Raw genomic sequence first — 20,126 nt, 5'->3', positions numbered from 1 at the left:
GATGTGTATAAGAGACAGGTCCAATTCTTCGTATCTTTTCATCTTTTTACATCAACTCCTAATGAAATGATAATAATCATTTCAAAGCGACATCTTTATTCATATTCCTCTCCTTTCTTTTCATTCCAATTTTTCATATTAAAATGATTTTATAGTATAAATTTGAGTGTATTGTAACATTTTTTGTAATATTTTGAATAGAAAGAAATAAATAGTTTCTCATGTTTTGTTTGTTTTTTTTACAGGAATCTTTTATAATCTTTTATGCGAACATAAGTTCTGTTTTTCGAAAAGAAGAAGTTTATGTGAAATGGAGAGGGTGTTTTATGTATCCTGAAGTCATTAAAAAGATGGCATTTTCAAAAGAGCATAGAGATTTATTATTGAAGCTATATAATAAAGAGATTACACGTCGTGAATATGATCGGCTTGTACAATCGCTATATAAACCTTCTAAAGAGGTTTACGAGGGATAGAAATGGGGGAGACAATCTAGTGGATTGTCTTTTTTAAATTTATGTATGTTCTGATAAAATTAAGGTTAGCCTTACTAGGGAGGTGAAAAGATTGCGGAAACGTTTATATATAGGGATTGGAATTATCTTCTTGATCGCTTTAGGTGGAATTGTATTTTGGTCAGCTTTACAAGGAAACCGTACAGAAAATTTTATTTTAAGACATATGGTGAATGACAATGGAACGCTTGCCACGTACCGTTTAGTAGATACTAAGGCAGGTACGGGTGAAGCAAAGGGACGTGAAGCTTTATCAGAATCAGCGGGATTATGGTTACAATATACACTTGATAAAGATGATCAGGCGTTATTTGATGAGCAAGTAAAGGTTATTCAAGATAATTTCGTATATAAGAATCATATCGTTTTATGGAAACTCTCTGAAAAGGGAGAGAGGCAGTCAGCTACAAATGCACTTATAGATGATCTTCGTATTATAGAACAATTATATCGTGCTTATGAAATGTATAAGGAAGAGCGTTATAAAAACCTTGCCGATCAATTAAGTGATGCTGTACTTCGTTATAATAAAAAAGATAATTATTATGTTGATTATTATGATGCAGATGCAGGGAAACAAAATAATTTTGTAACAACATCATACATAAATCCACGTGCATTCTCCTATATGAAGAAGTACGACAAAGTTTCTGCTCAGCAATATCAGGAAGTCGTTCAATTTTTAGCGGACTATCCAAGGCATGGCTGGGCATTCCCGAAAGAGTATAAAGAAGATGGTACATTTACGTACGATAAAGAAGTGAATCTTATTGACCAATCATACGTTGCATATCATCGAAGTTTAGGTGGTCTTTCATCAACTGCTTATTTGGAATTTATAAAGAAGAAATTCCAGGAGGATGGAAAGCTATACGGTCGTTACAATTTAGAAACGGGAAAACAAACTGTGAATTATGAATCGCCAGCCGCATACGGATTAACGATTTTGTACGTACTACAAACAGGTGATAAAAAGTTTGCGAAAGAATTGTATGATCATATGGCCACATTCCGAAATGATAACGTATTTAGTAGATATTATGGTGGATATGTAACAGGTGAAAATAATAATACGCATATTTTTGATAATGTACTACCACTTTTAGCTGAAATGGAATTAAAAAAGAGTGAACAATAAAAGTTGCCACCATATGAGGGTGGCAACTTTTATTTGTTGATATAATTTTACGTCCTAATGTTGGAGAAGTAATCAATCACGAATTCACGGAATTGCTGAGCTGTTTTTGATAAGTAGCGTTTTTTTGACCAACTTAATCCGATGGTTCGCTGACAATTGGGTTCAATAATACGCAACTTGCTTGATGCTAAAGTAGAGTTTTTTAATAAAGTTAAACTTGGAACAAAAGCGATGCCGAGACCTTGCTTAATGAGGTCGCTAATCACGGTCGGTTCATCTACTTCAAAAGCAATATGCGGAGTGAAACCAGCTTCTTTGCAAAATTCATCCGTTAAGTGTCGAAATCCATAGCCAGTGTTCATACTAATAAACGGTTCGTTTTTTACTTCATGCAGGTGGATATTTTTTCGGCCTGATAAACGATGGCCTGAAGGGACGACTAAGAAAATTTCTTCTGTAATAAGTGGTTCCCAAACAATCTCCTCACCTTCAATTGGCACAGAGGAGATACAAAAGTCAATTTCTATATTATCTAGTTGTCGTTTCATAGAAGGAGTGGATGCAAGAAATTGTTGGAATCGAACGTTAGGATGTTCTAGTAAAAAAGAGCCAAGTAGTTCTGGTAATATTCTTGGAATAGAAACGGCCAGTGTAATAGAGCTTTGTTGTAATTCGGCTAAATCTTTAATTTCTCGTTGCCCTTCACTTAATTCATGAAAAATACGTTCTACTCGTTTTAAAAATACTTTTCCGAAAGAATTTAAAGTAATCTGTCGGCCTTGGCGATCAAATAAAGGGACTCCTAAATCCTTTTCGAGTCTAGCAATTGTTTTGCTGAGTGAAGGTTGCGCGATATGCAATTCTTCAGCTGCCTTTGTCATGTGTTCTAGTCGTGCAACTGTCTGAAAGTATTTTAACTGGAGCAGTTCCATTTCGAGTCTCCTTTCTATAGACCAAAAGGAATGAATTAATAATTAAAGATGTATTATACAGTATGTAAAGTGACGTGTATAGTAAATCTGTTAAACCATTCGAAGGGTGTTAAATTAGAAGAGGAGTATGTTTCATGAAGGGAATTAAACTTATATTTAAAGATTGGAAAGCGATGTGGCACCATAAACATGGACGTATCGCTTTAATTTTTTTATTAATCGTTCCGTTAATTTATTCAGGATTCTTTTTAGCTGGATATTGGGATCCGTACGGAAAATTAGATAAATTACCTGTTGCGGTTGTGAATTTAGATAAGGGTGCTGCGATGGATGAAAAAACAATTCATGCAGGAGACGATTTTGTTAAAAATTTAAAAGAGAATAAGGAATTGGCTTTTCATTTCGTATCAGAAAAAAGTGCGGATGAAGGGTTAAAAGAAGATAAATATTATATGGTTGTTACGATTCCGGAAGATTTCTCTAAAAAGGTAAGTACACTTATGGATGAGAAACCAGAGCCAGCAAAGTTGCAGTACAAAGTAAATCCAGGTAAAAACTTTGTAGCGGCTCAAATTGGAACGACAGCTGTTGAAAATATGAAAACAAAAATCTCAAACAGTATTACGAAATCATATACAGAAGGTGTTTTTTCAAAGTTTCAAGATTTGGCACAAGGGTTGAGTGATGCAAGTAATGGTGCTGAGAAGTTACATGAAGGAACGACCGATGCAAAAAATGGAGCGAATCAGCTTGCGAATGGTATTGATCGTTTAAGTGACGGGACATCGAAATTGAAAGAAGGAAGTGACAAGCTTGCGTCTAGCCAATCTGCCTTAACGGGGGGAGCAAATGAGCTGAGTCAAGGAGCGACATCACTTCATAGTGGTATGGAGTTATTAGCACAAGGTGAAAAAACGTTACAATCAGGAGTTAGTGAATTAAGTGCTGGTACAAATGAATGGGTGAGCGGAAGTGAGAAGCTTGCTGAAGGGCAAGTAAAAGCGGATGGGGCGGCCAATAGTGTGAAACAACAATTAGAAGAGTACGTGAAAAATCATCCAGAAGTGCAGCAAGATCCCGCTTTTCAAAAAATTGTTGCTACGTCTAATGGACTAGCTAAAGCAACAAGTACTTTAAATAATAGCCAACAACAATTGACACAAGGTGCGAAGAAGCTAACTGATGGTCAACATAAGATTGAAGAAGGCATGAATACATTCGGATTTAAGTTAAATGAAGCTACTGCTGGAACGAAAAAGATAGCAGATGGTGCATCGAATTTGGCTGATGGATTTATGAAGTGGGGAAATGGATTTACATCCCTGCAAGAAGGTGTAAATCAGCTTGCGAGTGGTGGAACGGAGCTGAATAACGGTGCTAGTAAATTAACAAATGGACTTGTTAAACTTGATGATGGTGCGAAAGAACTTTCTACGAAATTAGGAGAGGGCGCAGAGAAGATAGCGGATGTTCGTAATGATGATGCACGCAATACGATGTTCTCAGAGCCAGTTCAGTTAGTGAAGTCAACAGTTTCTGACGTTCCTAACTACGGTTCAGGCATTGCACCATATTTCTTATCACTTGCATTTTATGTTGGCGGAATTATGGCATCGAATATTTTACCTCTTGGCCGCAGACAAAACATGAAGGTAAGCGGAACGGTACATTTTATTAATAAACTAGGATTGGTATATTTAATTGGACTCATTCAAGCGCTACTCGTAGATGTAGTTGTGCTAGGTGTTATGAAATTAGAAGTCGCAAGTGTGCCACTCTTTGTTTTATCAAGTATTGTTATTTCCTTTACGTTTATGACATTTATTCTTATGCTAGTAACAGTATTTGGTCTTGTTGGAAAGTTCTTAGCGGTAACGCTTCTTGTCCTGCAATTAGCGACGAGCGGAGGTACTTTCCCAGGAGAATTAAACATAGCTGTTCTTAGCAAAATTGGACAGTTTCTCCCAATGTCTCATTCTCTTAGAGGATTACAAGATGTTATTTCTTTAGGAGATTGGTCGCAATTACAAATGCAAATTTTAATATTGTTATGTTATCTCGTTGTTGCCGGTGGAATTGCTTGGATCACGAGTCATATACAGCATAGAGAAACGAATGTAGAACAAGTTTCTTAAAATGAAATAAGCTATCCGATTTTTTCGGATAGCTTATTTTTTATTTGCGTTCCATTACTGCAAAGTAATTATTTTCATTATCAGCAAAGTTGAATGCTCTACCAGTAGGTAAATCTACAACCTGTCCAACTGTGACATTTTTCTCAGAAAGATCTTTATATAGACGGTCTAAGTCATTTGAGAAGAACATAAGTGAAGGCGTATTTAGGTTTAGTTCAGGTTGCATCTTCGCGATTAACGCTTTATCGTGAAGGACGATGCTTGTTCCTGCTTCTTTCGCCGGTGCAATTTCAATCCAGCGGAATCCGTTTCCGTTATTTTCTTCCGCAATGATTTGGAACCCTACTTTTTCTGTCCAAAATTGTACTGTTTCGTCTTGGTTATTTACATATAGCATAATTTGTCCAACTTGATTAATCATAGGTGTCTCTCGCTTTCTTTTTATATGCGTATTATTATATCAAATATATGGCTTGAATAGTTTTTTATGATTTTTTCGTAATACAACCTTCGTCCATTTCATCTTTGTTGTAGGAGAAGGCCCTGTAATCCAAGTATGAAATGGTATTGTGCTACAAATGACCATTGTTGAAATAGAGATAATGGCCGTTAACACAAATAGTAATAGGGCATATAATATAGTATTTTCTTGCAGTGTGAATAAGGAAAGAAGTTTTGTGCATAGTTGCAAGAAGAATAAATGAGCTAAATAAGCACCATACGTGTAATTACCAATGAAACGTAACGTTTTATATAAGAAACCACGACGCTGTACTATCATAATAGATAACACATACAGTATGATAATTTCGCATACGATATATAAAAACATAGATGGTTTTAAATAGGTAGAAACAGTTAAATGAATAGAGTTTGCTCCGTAAAAACTAAACAACTCATAATTGATGAATAAAAATAAGATGAAAAATAATATTGTTATAAGCGGGATATGTTTTATGACGAATAGACGCCAAGTTTTTAGTGCTACAGCGGCAATGCCGCCCATAACGAAATAGAATGAGTAGAATAGAAATGATCGATCTGTATAATGTAAAATTGTTGAACTTGTTAATTTTTCTCCATTAAAAATATAGTGAGAAGAGAACCACATTAATAGAAAATATAGGCAAGCGAAAAAGGTCATATATTTATATATGTCTTTTTTATTTTCTGTTCGTTTTTGAAACCAATAAAAAAGTGTGCATAGTAAAGGGAACAATAAGTGAATTTGGAACATCATAATAACGTACCAAAGATGGGGAGCGGCTGTTCCGAGTAATAAACTTTTTATTCCACTTTGTAACGTAATAAGATTATTTGTTGTTAATAAGTAAAGAATAGACCAAAAGAAATAAGGAATGAGTAAGTGTATCGCTTTTTCGGAAATATATTCTTTATATACTAATTGCTTTGTATAGTGACGAATTAAGTGAAATCCAACGATAAATATGAATGCTGGTGCTGAGAATTTTGCAAGATTAAATAGCATGCCCATAATGAGGGATTGCTCAAGTAAGACATTTCCTTGATTCATTGTATATAATAAAGAACTTTGCAAAACGACAGCGAGAAATGCAATGCTTTGCAAAACTTTAAATTCTGGTGCGCTTTGTGTCATTGTGTCCATCTCCTTTTCCATACATGATTATAGTACGGAGAATGGATAAGAGGTGTGGAATATTTGTGAAGGTTTTAACAAATTTGTGGCGGAATGGATTAACAACAAAGAAAGAGGATGCTCAAAACGAGCATCCTCTTTCTATTTATTAAGCAAATTTGTTTTTGATCCAGTTCTTACCTTCTACAAGGCGAGCTGTCATTACGGCACAAGCGTTATCTGCTGTTACGTTTAACATCGTTGCAGGAGGATCAATGATTGTACTGATTGCTGCGATAATTGGCAATGCTTCTGGCGGGAAGCCATATAAAGAAACGATTAACATTTCACCAATCATACCGCCGCCTGGAATAGCGCCCATTACTGTTCCTACTAATAGAGAAACAACAAGTGCGATTGCTAATGTTTTCGGTCCTTCGAATTCCATGTTGAAAATACCGAATAAGAAAGCAATTTTTAATACGCCGCCTAAAACAGAGCCATCTTTATGAAGAGTAGAACCAAGAAGGACAACTGTTTCACGAACGTCTGAAGAAATACCCATTTTCTTTGTTGCTTCTAAGTTTGCTGGAATACTTGCGGCACTACTACAAGTTGCAAGTGATGTAACTGTAGGAGAGACCATGTTCTTCCAAAATACTTGTACACCTTGTTTGCGACCTGCAAGGTATGCATAGAATGTGAAGAATACAAAGAAATAAATGAGAGAAGCAGGATAGTATACCATTGCTGCTCGGAAGTAAGTTCCAAGAAGTTGTGGTCCGAATTCGCCAACTAATGCTGCGAAGTAAGCAGCAAGTCCGATTGGAGCGTAGTACATAATGAAAGATACAACCTTCATTGAAATCTCTGCACCAGCTTGTAGGAATGTAGCAAATGGCTTTCCTTTTTCGCCAACTGCTGAAGTTGCAATCCCCATTAAGATAGAGAAGAAAATAAGAGCTAACATATTTTCACGAGATAGTAACTTCGAGAAGTCAGATACTGTTAAAATACCGACGATTTGATCTGCAACACTAACAGCTTTGCCGGCTTTGTCAGGTTGTGTTAGTTCTAGTACAACACCTTGTGCTGGCGGGAATACTTTCACGACAATAATCATAAAAATAGCAGCTAAAATACTTGTAAATAAGAAAGTCCCAGCCATACTAGACATAATTTTACCGAAACGTTTTAATCCATCCATATTAGCAATAGACGATGCGATGCTAAAGAACACTAGAGGTACAACAATCGTAAACATTAAGTTTAAGAAAATGTCACCAAGCGGCTTTAAAGCAACTGCATCGGCACCCATGAAATAACCAATGAAACCACCAATTAGGATAGAAGATAACAAAATAAGTGGAAAGCGATATGCCTTCATAAATATATCCTCCTATCAATTAAAAAAATCATACTGAATTATTATAGCGAGTTAGCGTCCTCTTTACTAGGAGAATACGGATAAATGGAATAGCGTGAAAACGAAGAAATTTTTGTTTTTAAGCTCGGCATACAGCAGGAAATCTAGACATATATATTTGTAACCTAGTGGTGGCAAGGGATGCACCATAACTTAGGTAGAGAAAAAGGGGGAGGGAAGCGGGATGAATATTTTACTTTGCTGTGCAGCGGGAATGTCTTCCAGTTTGATTGTTACAAAGATGGAGAAAGCAGCAGAGGCAAGAGGGATAGAAGTAACAATCTGGGCAGTATCAGGTTCTGAAGTGAATAGTCATATTGATAAAGCTGATGTCCTTTTACTTGGACCGCAAGTACGTTATTTATTACCGAAAATGAAAGAACTATGTAAGGATAAAGGGATACCTGTTGATGTCATTCAATCTGTTCATTACGGACTTTGTAATGGAGAAGCTATCTTGCAAGCAGCTTTGTTAATGAAACCATGAGGAGAGTGGGATAGATGATACGGTTTTTAGAGAAGTATGTGATGCCGGTAGCAGGGAAGGTTGCAGAGCAGAGGCATTTACAAGCAATTCGAGATGGAATTATTTTAACGATGCCTTTCTTAATTATTGGATCGTTTTTCCTCATTATTAGTGCACTGCCGATACCGGGATATAACGATTTTATGGCAGGTTTGTTTGGGGAGAATTGGCAGCGAGCTTTAGGGTATCCAGTTAGTGCAACTTTTAATATAATGGCTTTAATAGCTGTTTTTGGAATCGCTTACAGACTTGGAGAGTATTATAAAGTAGATGCTTTAGCATCCGGGGCATTGTCGCTTGTGACGTTTTTACTTGCGACTCCATTTCAAGTTGCATATATTATACCAAGTACAAAAGAAAGTGTACTTGTAGAAGGCGCTATCCCAGCTGCATTAATGGGAAGCCAAGGGTTATTTGTAGCAATGATTATTGCACTTATATCTACTGAACTTTATCGGTTTATTGTACAAAAAAAGATAATTATAAAGATGCCAGAGACAGTTCCACCAGCTGTCACGCGTTCATTTGCAGCACTTGTTCCAGGATTTATTGTTGTAACAGTTATTTGGATTTTACGCTTAATTATAGAAAATACTTCTTTTGGCAGTATCCATAATATTGTAGGACAAATTTTACAGGAACCGCTTAGTGTACTTGGTGCTAGTCTTTGGGGCGCGATAATAGCAGTTATTCTCGTTCATGTTCTTTGGTCTTGTGGAATTCATGGTGCTACTATTGTTGGTGGTGTAATGAGCCCCGTTTGGTTGTCGTTAATGGATCAAAACCGAGTTGCTTTTCAAGCTGGGCAAGATGTACCAAATACGATTACGGCACAGTTTTTTGACTTATGGATTTATATGGGCGGTTCTGGTGCAACGCTTGCTCTAGTTGTCGGAATGTTACTATTTGCACGAAGTCAACAATTAAAAAGTTTAGGGAGATTGTCAATTGCACCTGGTATATTTAATATTAATGAGATGGTAACTTTTGGTATGCCGATTGTGATGAACCCACTTTTACTAATTCCATTTATATTAGTTCCAGTCGTGCTAACAATTGTTTCTTACTTTGCAATGGAATGGGGATGGGTTGCACGTCCGAGTGGGGCCGCTGTACCTTGGACGACACCTATTCTTTTTAGTGGATATTTAGGATCGGGCGGGAAAATTTCAGGTGTTATTTTGCAACTTGTTAACTTTGCGCTAGCATTCTTCATTTATTTACCGTTCTTAAAAATATGGGATAAACAAAAACTGGCGGAAGAAAAGGGGGAGTAAAGAACTACAATGGATACGATAGAGACGAAAGCTTTTCATTTAATCTTGCATGGGGGAAACGCGAGAAGTTGTTCAATGGAAGCAATTGATTGTGCGAAGCGTGGGGAGTTTACAGAAGCTGAAGCTAAATTACAAGAAGCACTAGAGGAATTAAAGGAGGCGCACCGCGTACAAACGGAGCTTATCCAGAAAGAGGCTGGTGGCGAAAAGACCGAAGTTACTCTTTTAATGGTACACGCGCAAGACCATTTAATGAATGCAATTACGGTGAAAGAATTAGCGAGTGAGTTTGTAGAGTTATATAGGAAGATGTCGGTGGATGAATGAACCTTGCTTATGCAAGGTTTTTTTATTTCACTAAATAGTGGGTTAAAATAATGAATTATTTTTCATTGAAAAAGTTTTTTTAGTGTTTTTTCATATTAAACACAACTAGACGACTAAACACTAATCTATTTTCATAAAGTTATGTGTTAAAAGCGTGTTGTTTTATAACACACTGTGTATTTTTTGGACGACACACTAATTGAAAGCGTTAACACACAAAGAAAATGCTCGAAAAAGCACTGATTTTAGTGGTTTTAAAAAGTTGGCACGCTAATTGCATTAATAAATAGCGTAAAGAAAAATAAATAAACATAAATTTTTTATACTACACAAGGGGGATTTTCAAATGAATATTTTATTATGTTGTTCAGCGGGGATGTCTACAAGTTTACTAGTTACAAAAATGGAAGCGGCTGCAAAAGCTCGCGGTCTAGAAGGAAAGATTTGGGCTGTATCTGGGGATGCAGTAAAAAACAATATCGACCAAGCAGATGTGTTATTACTAGGACCACAGGTTCGTTACATGCTCTCTTCAATGAAAACGCTTGCTGACGAGAAAAATGTTGGAATCGACGTTATCAATCCAATGCACTACGGCATGATGAATGGAGAAGCAGTTTTAGATCACGCATTAACACTTAAAAAATAATTAGGGGGGAAGCGAAATGCAAAAGTTTATTGCATTTATGGAGAAATATTTAGTTCCAGTCGCAGGTAGAATTGGATCGCAGCGCCACTTAGTTGCAATCCGTGACGGATTTATCGCAGTTATGCCTCTTATTTTAGTTGGATCATTTGCAGTACTTATAAATAACTTACCAATTGATGCTTTCCAAAACTTTATGAAGGGCACATTTGGTGACGCTTGGAAAGATGTCGGTGGCGGTATGTGGACTGGTTCCTTTGCTATACTCGCCCTCATAGTCGCAGTTGGGATAAGTTACAATTTAGCGAAATCTTACGGCGTCGATGCGTTGTCAGCAGCAATCATTACATTCGGTGCATTAATTATTATTTCTCCGACAACGCCAAAAGAAGGCGGTATTGATTTAGCGTGGACAGGGGCACAAGGTCTATTCGTTTCCATTATAGTGGCTCTTCTTGTAACAGAAGTGTTTAGATTCTTTGTTCAAAGGGATATTACAATTAAAATGCCAGATGGTGTTCCACCGGCAGTAATGAAATCATTCGCAGCGTTAGTTCCAGCATTCGTTATTTTGATTGTAACAGCAGGTATTCAATTAGCTGTGAAACTTGCGGGAACAAGCATTCATAAAATGGTATTTGAAACAATTCAATTACCATTACAAGGTTTAGCGGGTACATTACCAAGTGCAATTATTATTGCTCTACTTATTCACGTATTATGGTTCTTCGGATTACATGGTCCAAATATTATTGGGGGGATTATTGACCCAATCTATTTACCAGCATTAGAGAAAAATATGAAATTATTTAATGATGGTATGTCTGCATATGACGTACCGCATATCTTCACAAAACCATTCTTTGATGTATACGTATATATCGGGGGATCGGGTGCAACGTTAGCATTCTTAGTGGCAGTAATGCTTGTAGCGAAAAGTGCGCAGCTTCGCGGTGTAGGCCGTGTATCTATCGGTCCTGGTTTCTTTAATATTAACGAACCAGTTATTTTCGGTACGCCAATTGTATTAAACCCAACGTTAATTATCCCGTTCGTACTTACACCAGTTGTATTAGTTATTACTTCTTATACAGCAATCACTTTAGGATGGGTACCAAAAACAGTTGCGTTAGTTCCATGGACAATGCCACCAATCTTTAGTGGTTATCTTGTATCGGGCGGAAGCATCGCTGGTGCAGCACTACAAGTGGTGAACTTTGCTATTGCGGTAGTAATTTACTATCCATTCGTATTAATGTGTGACCGTACTTATGTACAGGCTGCAAAAGCTGAAACAAAAGGAAGCGACAATTCAGTATCACTTTAAAAAATATTATTCTGGCGAGTTCCTATAGCTCGTCAGAATAATTACCTTTATATCATGTTCAAAAAGATGATACTCATCTACAAGAACACCAAACTATCATTCATAAAATAATAATTTAATAGACATGTTCAAACTGAAGGGGTATTTAAATCGGTTGAACCTTATAGAGAGGGCGGTAATTATGATGACTACAGCAGAACAAATTCCATTCCAATTGATTTTAAATAGTGGTAACGCACGAAGCTTTGCGATGGAGGCACTTCAATTTGCCAAACAGGGGAAAATGGTAGAAGCAGATGAAGCGATGGTAAAGGCGAAAGAAGCGATTAATGAAGCGCATCATTTCCAAACAGAGCTCATACAATCAGAAGCAAGAGGAGAAAAAACAGAGGTTAGTGTTCTTTTAATTCACGCACAAGATCATTTAATGAATGCGATTACAGTGAAAGAATTAGCAGCAGAGTTTATCGATCTTTATAAAAAGCTTGAAGCGAAAGGGGAATAAAGCATGACTGGAATTAAAATTGCTACAATCGGCGGTGGATCTAGTTATACACCAGAGTTAATTGAAGGATTTATTAAGCGTTATGATGAGCTTCCTGTTCGTGAAATTTGGTTAGTAGATATTGAGGCAGGAAAAGAAAAGTTGGAAATAGTTGGTAACTTAGCGAAACGTATGGTGAAAAAATCAGGTTTACCAATCGAGGTACATTTAACACTTGATCGCCGTGAGGCATTAAAAGATGCAGACTTCGTAACAACACAACTTCGCGTTGGTTTATTAGAAGCACGTGCAAAAGATGAAGCAATCCCATTAAAATATGATGTAATCGGTCAGGAAACAAATGGTCCTGGTGGTTTATTTAAAGCGTTGAGAACGATTCCTGTTATTTTAGATATTTGTAAAGATATGGAGGAGCTCTGTCCGAATGCATGGTTAATTAACTTTGCAAATCCAGCTGGTATGGTAACAGAGGCAGTTCTTCGTTATACAAATATTCAAAGAGTAGTTGGTCTATGTAACGTTCCAATCGGAATTCGTATGGGTCTTGCAAGATTACTTGAAGTAGATGCGAGTCGTGTTCACGTTGATTTCGCAGGTTTAAATCATATGGTATACGGACTAGATGTATACTTAGATGGCGTAAGTGTAATGGACCGTGTGTTAGAGCTTGTGACAGATCCAGAAAAACAAATTACGATGGAAAATATCGCAGCGCTTAACTGGGAGCCAGACTTTATTCGAGGACTTCGTGCGATTCCATGTCCATACCATCGTTACTACTACAAAACACGTGAAATGTTAGAAGAAGAAAAAGAAGCTTCTGTTGAAAAAGGTACACGTGCAGAAGTAGTAAAACAATTAGAAAATGATTTATTTGAGTTATATAAAGACCCGAATTTAGATATTAAACCACCACAATTAGAAAAACGTGGCGGAGCTTATTATAGTGATGCAGCATGTAGCTTAATTACGTCTATTTACAATAATAAAGGTGATATCCAGCCTGTTAATACACGAAACAACGGAACAATTGCAAGCTTACCACATGATTCAGCTGTTGAAGTGAACTGTATTATTACGAAAGAAGGCCCAAAACCAATTGCAGTTGGAGATCTTCCAGTACCAGTTCGCGGTTTAGTACAACAAATTAAATCATTCGAGCGCACAACAATTGAAGCTGCTGTTACAGGGGATTATCATAAGGCGCTGCTTGCTATGACAATCAATCCGCTTGTACCATCAGATAAAGTTGCAAAACAAATTTTAGATGAAATGTTGGAAGCACATAAAGAGTATCTTCCACAGTTCTTTAAAAAGGTAGAGAAGTAAAAGCGGCGCTATTTAGCCCGCTTTTTTTATTCTATTAGGAGGTATTATGATGATTAAGTTAATTGTAAATGCAGATGATTTCGGTCTTACAGAAGGTACAAATTACGGCATTATTGATGGTCATATAAATGGACTTGTAAATTCAACGACGATGATGATGAATATGCCAGGAACAGAGCATGCGGTACGCTTAGCGAAAGAGTATAACCTACTCGGAGTAGGCGTACATCTCGTATTAACAGCAGGGGAGCCACTTCTTGGAGACGTACCATCACTTGTAGGTAGCGACGGATCGTTTCATAAACAAAGTGTTGTAAGGGAAGGGAATATAAATCCAGAAGAAGTTGAGAGAGAGTGGACTGCTCAAATTGAGAAATTCCTATCTTACGGATTAACACCAACTCATTTAGATAGTCATCATCATGTACACGGATTACCGATCTTACACGATGTTCTTGAGAGATTAGCAGCTAAATATAATGTTCCAATTCGTCGTTGTGGGGAAGATAGAGCGGTGCATCCATTTTCTGATGTATTTTACAGTGACTTTTATGCGGATGGTGTGACGGAAGATTACTTTGTGAAGTTAAAAGAAAGAGTACAAGGTGAACAAACGGTAGAAATTATGGTTCATCCAGCTTATATTGATCCAGAGCTTGTGAAGCGTTCGTCTTACGTAATGGATCGTGTGAAGGAATTGCGTATTTTAACAGAGAGTGAGTTGCCTGAAGGGATAGAACTTGTGAAGTTTTAATAGAAAAACGACGGCTACATCATGCCGTCGTTTTTTATTTACAAAATGGATAGAATATATCCGCCAAAAGCTCCAAGTATAACGATAACCCAAGGCGGTGCTTTCCAAAAAGCTAGTAAGCAAAAAAGAAGCGAAGCGAAAATGAAATCTGAAGCATTTATAATTGTACTCGTCCAAATGGGATCGTAAAAAGCGGCAATTAAAATACCAACAACTGCGGCGTTAACACCAAGTAGTGCGCCTTGTATGAATGATATTTTTCTCACATTGTTCCAAAATGGTAAAACACCAATAACGAGTAAGAAAGCAGGGAGGAAAATCGCAATTGTTGCGATTATTGCCCCAAGCGTCCCGTTTAACACTGCTCCTATATAAGAGGCGAATGTAAATAGTGGTCCTGGTACTGCTTGTGTTAATCCGTATCCAGCTAGGAACTGTTCTTTCGTCATCATTCCGTTTTGTACGAACTCACCTTCAAGAAGGGGCAGCACGACGTGTCCTCCTCCAAATACAAGTGCGCCAGAGCGATAGAAACTGTCAAATAAAGCGATGTAATAAGAGAACGGTCTTAATATTGGTAGCAGTAGTAATAGTCCAAAGAATAAGACGAGGCAAGAAACTGCTATCTTTTTTGAAATAGGTACTCTTATATTTTGAGATTGGCTAATTGGTTGGTTGCGATATAAAAACCAACCGATAAAGCCACATATTATAATAAGGATGACTTGTGTCCAACTACTTGGCCATAATAAGGCGATTGCGGCAGTTACAATCGCAATCGTTGCACGATTTCGATCTGGAGTTAACTTTCGCGCCATTCCCCATATGGCATGAGCGACAATAGCGACTGCTACAAGTTTTAGTCCATGAATCCAGCCAGCACTTCCAAGATCGAACTGATTAAGGAATGAGGCGAAGAAAACCAAAACAAGCACAGACGGTAAAGTGAATCCAATCCATGAAATAATAGCTCCTAATAGACCGCCCCGTAATAATCCAACCCCCATACCGACTTGACTGCTGGCAGGACCGGGAAGGAATTGACATAGTGCTACTAAATCTCCATAGCTTCGTTCATCCATCCATTTTCTTTTTTGCACGTATTCGTGGTGGAAATAGCCGAGATGAGCGACAGGACCGCCGAATGAAGTAAGTCCTAATTTAAATGAGACGAGAAAAATCTCTAATAATGTATGAAAAGTGTATTTGTTAGTTTTCAATGGAACCTCCTATAATGTTTTTCTATGTGCATTATACAAGAGACTTTCAATCTACAGGAACAATCACAATGTAAAGATTTTGTGAATCTTTTCTTTGTAATTAAAATTGAAAAAGTCATAAATGATTATGTTTAAACCATAAAGTAGTAGAAGTAGTGCTGGGAAATTTATATAAGGAGAATGCCTTATGACAACACATTTCTTTGCCAGGTTAACAGGTAAGAGGGAAGTGCCTCCTGTAAATACAGAAGCTTTTGGGGTAGCAGAGTTTATTTTTAGTGATGATTTAACGAAATTGCATTACAGAGTAATACTAAAAAATATAGAAAAGGTTACATCGTGTCAAATTCATTTAGGGAAGTCTACTCAAATTGGTCCTGTTGTTTTATATTTGTATGGTCCACTGGAGCAAGGGATTAGCTTGAACGAGGGAAGTATTACTGGTGTAGTGAATGTAGAGGATTTTGAGGGACCTTTACAAGGGAAATCATTCGTACATTTACTTCAAGAAATTATTCAAGCAAATGTATATGTTAATGTCCATACGAAATCACAAAAAAGAGGAGAAATAAGAGGGCGAGTTAGAAAAGTAAAGAAATAGAGGAAAAGGCTGTCCATATGTTGGAACAGCCTTTTCTCATTATATAAGGTGCTAGTTTTAGCAATTATTGTCGGTAAATCGATATATTTTGAAAATCGCTGATATAATCTGAGTTACGCCGATATATTTTGAAAATCGCTGATATAACTCACGTTACGGTCGATATTTTTAAAAACGGCCTCAATTAATTTTTAACAGGCTGATTTTTAATAAAGAAGTCCATAACATAAAATACTTCGTCATCAGGTATTTGTATTTCAAATGTGTTTTCAATTGGTTGCAACGCTTTTTTTACTTTCATATACATCCAGTACTCATCTTGTCTTCTTTTCTCTTTATCAGGGTGAGGAAGAAGGCTTTCTCCTTTTTGAAGACGGTCAACCATACAGCTCATATGCAGAATAACACCCATTAAGCTATCAGGAGTTAGCTGTAAGGAAATTAATTCCTGAATTGTATTTAATGCGTAACGAATTGTTTTGATAAGTAATGCTCCATCGTTACGCTGCATTTGTTGTTCAAGAATATCCGCCATTTTTGCATATGTTTCTTCATACGTAATTAATTCTTGAATTGGCTGAATCGCTGTGTAGTTTACGATGTCTTGGAAATGATATGTTAAGCATGGTACTTGCACATCGAAATTCGTGACGATACAAATGATGTTACGCTCTTTTTTTATGTTCTCAATCATTTTCGTTAAATCTTTTTCATGGACGATACTAATTGGAATAATTTCAATTAAGTCTTTATCAAATCGTAAATAGTTCTCTAACATTTTTTGAATAGCTAAAGCACTTCCTTCACCAGTTAAGCAAGCTGTTAAAATAACAGATTTCATTGGAGAGAGAGGTTTTTTCTTTTCTTCTTGTACGTTTAAGTAAAATGGTGTTAAATTTTTTACTGTTTCATACAGCGCATCTAATGAATAACCGAGCTGAGCTTTTCGAGCTGCTTCTAGTGCGTGTGGTGTGCTCGTCATCGAGAGAACACGTACAGGGATTTTGAACTCCGTTTCTAATATGTCACCGATATAAGCAAGTGACCCCATATCGACAAGTAAGAGAAGCCCATTTACATTTTGTAGTGTTTTCATATACACTTTCACACGTTCCAAGAAATCTTTCGGTGATTCGTGTAACGGCATATCAATACCGGTTACTTCCTCAATGCCGAGAAGTTCGTTTGCGACGTTTGCCATTTCAGTTGCGATGCCATTACCGTGTGCTAATATTAATACTTTTACTTCTGTTTGTGAGGCAGGAATTGGATCAACAACGAAGAACATTGTTAAAAAGCCAGCTTCATCAATAGGCATTGTTATTTGTAATTCTTCCTCCAGTAGTTGAATGCATTGCATAGCTACGGAAAAAGCTTCTTTATATTTCGTACGAATTTGATTTAATTGTGGGTGATGTATTTGTTTTCCGCTTTGTAAACGTTGTAGAGTTGTCTGTACATGTAAGCTTAAAGCGAGAAATACTTTTTCATCAAACGTCTTAGATAAATGCTTTTCAGCAAGTTCCGCTATTTTTTCACATACGGAAACGATATTACGATCCACAATTTTAAAAACATTTTCATGGCTTGTTTTTTTTGATATTTGGTTAAAATATTGTAAGAAAAAGCTTTGAACATCATTTTCTATTAGTAATTCTAATTCTTCCTCTTCAATACCACGTGCTTGAAGTTCTTCGTATTTATAATCAATATAATCGTAAATAGAAGAGCGTTTTTCATCTTCTGTTTTATGATTACTCCAACCTTCCTCACCTGTAAATACAAATGTTTCATTTGGTATTTGGTATAAGTGACGGCTCTTCCTTTCAATGAACAACCCTTCTTTCATATACCAAGGTAAATCTGAACTTGAAACATAGACAGAATCACGTTTCTTTGTGACCAAATCAGAATAGGCTTTCGCACAGGCAATTTGAACATCTGTTTTTAATTGACCAATGTTATTGGGACAATTGTAAAAGACGAAAGCACGCATTGCATTTGGGCTAACGTGAATGTCTTTTCGCAGACGAATTGCTTCATTTGTGAAAAATAGCTGTAGTAAAGCAAAGCGCTCTTTATGTGTACGCTCACGAAGTGGTGGCAGCGTAACAGTCATTGGTATACGTCTTGTAAATGTTTTTAATAAAAATGAATTTGGTTCTTCTGTTGTTGCAGTAATGATTAATACTTGTGCTTTACGTTCGTTCTCTGTTTCTCCAAGGCGGCGGTATACTCCGCGGTCAATAAAGGTGAAAAGCATTTCTTGTCCCTCTGGAGGCAGGCGATGTACTTCATCTAAGAAAAGAATTCCTTCATGTGCTTTTTCAATTAACCCTTTTTGATCACTTGCTCCTGTATAAGCTCCTTTTTTAATCCCAAATAATTGCCCGAGTAGTAACTGTGGATTATTTGCATAATCAGCACAGTTAAATACGATAAATGGTGCATCTTTTGGAAGCTGTTCAACTTCAATTGCATATTCGTGCATTAAAGAAGCAAACATAGACTTTCCGACCCCTGTTTCTCCCAGTAGTAAAGTATGCATACCGTTTGGAGGATAGAGAATAGAAGCTTTCGCTTTTTCAATTGCAATTTTAAGGCTCGTATTTTCAATTGCAAATGTATCTAATGAAGTTATGTCTTTTGAATGCGTTTCCAACGAAGTGTTCGTTTCTATGTAAAAACGAACAGGTCGCGTATTTGTTTTTAATAAACGTTTATCTTTTACAAGTTTGTTTAAATCGCTACTTACATTGGCGCGATCTAGTTGCAAAAATGTAGCGAGTTCTGATGCGGTTACACCTTCTGTATAATTGCCTTTTTGTATTGCGTTAAAAATGAGATCTATTCGTTTCATTTCTATTCACCTCGAAACTTCATCACTATTTAAAATTTTACACAAAAATGGGAAGGGTGGGAAGAGAAAAATAAAACAGCTTTAGCACATAGGCGCTAAAGCTGTTACAATCTTGTGTCTTTCCAAAAATTCACTTTGAGATGAGAAGAAGGATTATAGGGAAGAAGTTTGTATCCTTGTGACTGTAAGTAATCAATTACTTTTGGCAGTATTTGTACGGTTACACTCGAATCATGCATTAAAATGACTTCGACTTGTTCATCACTTTGATTACGTACTCTTTCGAGTATGGCAGAAGGATTGTCATAGCTTTTCCAGTCGTATGTATCGATCGTCCAATCCCACATTTTATACTGGGCCGATACAAGTGCGTCACGGTAATTCTTTTTTAAGTAAGGCATACTACCATATGGAACGCGAACGAGATGTGTATTTAATTTCGTAACTTGCTGGACAATGCTTTGTGTTTGCTCCATTTCTGCAATTAAAGTGGAAGGGTCACCAGTGTAAAGGCGTTTTACATCATGTGACATGCTGTGGAGCCCGATATAATGTCCTTCTTTAATTAATCGTTGCATCGTTTTTGTGTAATGTGGCACTTTTCCGCCAATAACAAAGAAAGTTGCTTTTCCGTTCTTTTCTTTTAAGATGTTTAAAATTTGTGTAGTATATTTGTTTGGCCCGTCATCAAATGTTAAGTACGCAATTTTTTGTGTAGGAGAAGTTGTTTCAGTATTTGGATGATATTCAGCAGGAAGAACAGTTGTTGCTTCAGTATTAGATGATACGTACATAGTAATCGTTAAAAATAAAATAATACATTGAAATACTCGCTTGATCATAACATTCACCCTCAGTTTGACAATCAAGATGTAAAAAAGAAAACTTGATACTTTTCTTATTATGTATATCTTTCTCCAATAGAGGAACTCTCAAACAATCTATATTTTGGAAATATAAAATGAGAATAAAAAATAGCATCCTCTTATAAGAAAGAGGATGCTATTTGAA

At 36.7% G+C, this 20,126-nt stretch carries 19 protein-coding genes; 12 read left to right on the top strand and 7 right to left on the bottom strand.

Features of this window, described 5'->3' with window-relative positions:
* Positions 1–326 precede the first annotated feature (326 nt).
* Entirely contained in the window at positions 327–476 is a 150-nt protein-coding gene (locus tag ABWK52_RS05190) for a hypothetical protein (protein ID WP_000283181.1), read from the top strand.
* 91 nt (positions 477–567) lie between these two features.
* Positions 568–1,653, top strand: coding sequence for a hypothetical protein (locus ABWK52_RS05185; RefSeq protein ID WP_001231654.1), 1,086 nt, complete (start codon positions 568–570; stop codon positions 1,651–1,653).
* Positions 1,654–1,700: 47 nt separating this feature from the next.
* Here ABWK52_RS05185 and ABWK52_RS05180 read toward each other — a convergent pair whose 3' ends face one another.
* Entirely contained in the window at positions 1,701–2,585 is an 885-nt protein-coding gene (locus ABWK52_RS05180) for a LysR family transcriptional regulator (RefSeq protein ID WP_000421940.1), read from the bottom strand.
* A gap of 134 nt (positions 2,586–2,719) precedes the next feature.
* Between ABWK52_RS05180 and ABWK52_RS05175 the strand changes: the two genes are divergently transcribed.
* Positions 2,720–4,720: a YhgE/Pip domain-containing protein gene (locus ABWK52_RS05175; RefSeq protein WP_000676213.1), complete on the top strand. Its 2,001-nt coding sequence runs from the start codon at positions 2,720–2,722 to the stop codon at positions 4,718–4,720.
* A gap of 40 nt (positions 4,721–4,760) precedes the next feature.
* On the opposite strand, the gene ABWK52_RS05170 is transcribed toward ABWK52_RS05175, so the two are convergent.
* From ABWK52_RS05170 to ABWK52_RS05160, 3 genes are all read right to left on the bottom strand, one after another.
* Positions 4,761–5,141, bottom strand: a complete 381-nt coding sequence (locus tag ABWK52_RS05170) for a VOC family protein (RefSeq protein WP_000610162.1) — start codon at positions 5,139–5,141, stop codon at positions 4,761–4,763.
* Between the two features lie 39 nt (positions 5,142–5,180).
* The gene (locus ABWK52_RS05165) at positions 5,181–6,338 is read right to left on the bottom strand and encodes an acyltransferase (RefSeq protein WP_098541811.1); all 1,158 of its coding nucleotides are present in this window, start codon (positions 6,336–6,338) and stop codon (positions 5,181–5,183) included.
* A gap of 148 nt (positions 6,339–6,486) precedes the next feature.
* On the bottom strand, positions 6,487–7,704 hold the full coding sequence (locus tag ABWK52_RS05160) for a dicarboxylate/amino acid:cation symporter (RefSeq protein WP_000649376.1): 1,218 nt from the start codon (positions 7,702–7,704) through the stop codon (positions 6,487–6,489).
* 223 nt (positions 7,705–7,927) lie between these two features.
* Here ABWK52_RS05160 and ABWK52_RS05155 point away from each other — a divergent pair, with 223 nt between their 5' ends.
* The 8 genes from ABWK52_RS05155 (at position 7,928) to chbG (ending at position 14,434) form a co-directional block, all read left to right on the top strand.
* Complete coding sequence (locus ABWK52_RS05155) at positions 7,928–8,230, top strand: PTS sugar transporter subunit IIB (RefSeq protein ID WP_001023554.1); 303 nt, start codon at positions 7,928–7,930, stop codon at positions 8,228–8,230.
* Positions 8,231–8,244: 14 nt separating this feature from the next.
* Positions 8,245–9,546, top strand: a complete 1,302-nt coding sequence (gene celB / locus ABWK52_RS05150; protein WP_000617782.1) for a PTS cellobiose transporter subunit IIC — start codon at positions 8,245–8,247, stop codon at positions 9,544–9,546.
* 9 nt (positions 9,547–9,555) lie between these two features.
* Positions 9,556–9,873, top strand: a complete 318-nt coding sequence (locus ABWK52_RS05145) for a PTS lactose/cellobiose transporter subunit IIA (protein WP_000379645.1) — start codon at positions 9,556–9,558, stop codon at positions 9,871–9,873.
* A 346-nt stretch (positions 9,874–10,219) separates the two neighbouring features.
* A complete protein-coding gene (locus tag ABWK52_RS05140) occupies positions 10,220–10,522 on the top strand; it encodes a PTS sugar transporter subunit IIB (RefSeq protein ID WP_001023563.1) in 303 nt (100 codons plus the stop codon).
* A gap of 16 nt (positions 10,523–10,538) precedes the next feature.
* Positions 10,539–11,846, top strand: coding sequence for a PTS cellobiose transporter subunit IIC (gene celB, locus ABWK52_RS05135; RefSeq protein ID WP_001168848.1), 1,308 nt, complete (start codon positions 10,539–10,541; stop codon positions 11,844–11,846).
* 181 nt (positions 11,847–12,027) lie between these two features.
* The gene (locus tag ABWK52_RS05130; RefSeq protein WP_000989059.1) at positions 12,028–12,351 is read left to right on the top strand and encodes a PTS lactose/cellobiose transporter subunit IIA; all 324 of its coding nucleotides are present in this window, start codon (positions 12,028–12,030) and stop codon (positions 12,349–12,351) included.
* 3 nt (positions 12,352–12,354) lie between these two features.
* A complete protein-coding gene (gene celF, locus ABWK52_RS05125; RefSeq protein WP_000145762.1) occupies positions 12,355–13,680 on the top strand; it encodes a 6-phospho-beta-glucosidase in 1,326 nt (441 codons plus the stop codon).
* A 49-nt stretch (positions 13,681–13,729) separates the two neighbouring features.
* The gene (chbG, locus tag ABWK52_RS05120; protein ID WP_000593488.1) at positions 13,730–14,434 is read left to right on the top strand and encodes a chitin disaccharide deacetylase; all 705 of its coding nucleotides are present in this window, start codon (positions 13,730–13,732) and stop codon (positions 14,432–14,434) included.
* A 38-nt stretch (positions 14,435–14,472) separates the two neighbouring features.
* Here chbG and ABWK52_RS05115 read toward each other — a convergent pair whose 3' ends face one another.
* Positions 14,473–15,654 (bottom strand): chromate transporter, encoded by a 1,182-nt coding sequence (locus ABWK52_RS05115; RefSeq protein WP_070184469.1) that lies wholly within the window; start codon positions 15,652–15,654, stop codon positions 14,473–14,475.
* A gap of 187 nt (positions 15,655–15,841) precedes the next feature.
* Between ABWK52_RS05115 and exsM the strand changes: the two genes are divergently transcribed.
* Positions 15,842–16,255 (top strand): exosporium regulatory protein ExsM, encoded by a 414-nt coding sequence (gene exsM, locus ABWK52_RS05110; RefSeq protein WP_000207046.1) that lies wholly within the window; start codon positions 15,842–15,844, stop codon positions 16,253–16,255.
* Positions 16,256–16,439: 184 nt separating this feature from the next.
* Here exsM and ABWK52_RS05105 read toward each other — a convergent pair whose 3' ends face one another.
* Together ABWK52_RS05105 and ABWK52_RS05100 are read right to left on the bottom strand one after the other, a co-directional pair.
* Positions 16,440–19,115, bottom strand: a complete 2,676-nt coding sequence (locus ABWK52_RS05105; protein ID WP_070184468.1) for a PRD domain-containing protein — start codon at positions 19,113–19,115, stop codon at positions 16,440–16,442.
* A gap of 104 nt (positions 19,116–19,219) precedes the next feature.
* Positions 19,220–19,957, bottom strand: coding sequence for a polysaccharide deacetylase family protein (locus tag ABWK52_RS05100; RefSeq protein ID WP_070184467.1), 738 nt, complete (start codon positions 19,955–19,957; stop codon positions 19,220–19,222).
* Positions 19,958–20,126: the final 169 nt, after the last annotated feature.

The organism is Bacillus sp. AP50 (genome assembly GCF_040492675.1).
In the GTDB taxonomy this organism is placed as follows: Bacteria; Bacillota; Bacilli; order Bacillales; family Bacillaceae_G; genus Bacillus_A; species Bacillus_A cereus.
This window is presented reverse-complemented; position numbering and strand designations above follow the sequence as displayed.

Coding starts and splice junctions, on each gene's coding strand:
- ABWK52_RS05190 (WP_000283181.1), top strand. CDS start 327: ATGTATCCTGAAGTCATTAAAAAGATGGCATTTTCAAAAGAGCATAGA.
- ABWK52_RS05180 (WP_000421940.1), bottom strand. CDS start 2,585: ATGGAACTGCTCCAGTTAAAATACTTTCAGACAGTTGCACGACTAGAA.
- ABWK52_RS05175 (WP_000676213.1), top strand. CDS start 2,720: ATGAAGGGAATTAAACTTATATTTAAAGATTGGAAAGCGATGTGGCAC.
- ABWK52_RS05170 (WP_000610162.1), bottom strand. CDS start 5,141: ATGATTAATCAAGTTGGACAAATTATGCTATATGTAAATAACCAAGAC.
- ABWK52_RS05165 (WP_098541811.1), bottom strand. CDS start 6,338: ATGACACAAAGCGCACCAGAATTTAAAGTTTTGCAAAGCATTGCATTT.
- ABWK52_RS05160 (WP_000649376.1), bottom strand. CDS start 7,704: ATGAAGGCATATCGCTTTCCACTTATTTTGTTATCTTCTATCCTAATT.
- ABWK52_RS05155 (WP_001023554.1), top strand. CDS start 7,928: ATGAATATTTTACTTTGCTGTGCAGCGGGAATGTCTTCCAGTTTGATT.
- celB (WP_000617782.1), top strand. CDS start 8,245: ATGATACGGTTTTTAGAGAAGTATGTGATGCCGGTAGCAGGGAAGGTT.
- ABWK52_RS05145 (WP_000379645.1), top strand. CDS start 9,556: ATGGATACGATAGAGACGAAAGCTTTTCATTTAATCTTGCATGGGGGA.
- ABWK52_RS05140 (WP_001023563.1), top strand. CDS start 10,220: ATGAATATTTTATTATGTTGTTCAGCGGGGATGTCTACAAGTTTACTA.
- celB (WP_001168848.1), top strand. CDS start 10,539: ATGCAAAAGTTTATTGCATTTATGGAGAAATATTTAGTTCCAGTCGCA.
- ABWK52_RS05130 (WP_000989059.1), top strand. CDS start 12,028: ATGATGACTACAGCAGAACAAATTCCATTCCAATTGATTTTAAATAGT.
- celF (WP_000145762.1), top strand. CDS start 12,355: ATGACTGGAATTAAAATTGCTACAATCGGCGGTGGATCTAGTTATACA.
- chbG (WP_000593488.1), top strand. CDS start 13,730: ATGATTAAGTTAATTGTAAATGCAGATGATTTCGGTCTTACAGAAGGT.
- exsM (WP_000207046.1), top strand. CDS start 15,842: ATGACAACACATTTCTTTGCCAGGTTAACAGGTAAGAGGGAAGTGCCT.
- ABWK52_RS05105 (WP_070184468.1), bottom strand. CDS start 19,115: ATGAAACGAATAGATCTCATTTTTAACGCAATACAAAAAGGCAATTAT.
- ABWK52_RS05100 (WP_070184467.1), bottom strand. CDS start 19,957: ATGATCAAGCGAGTATTTCAATGTATTATTTTATTTTTAACGATTACT.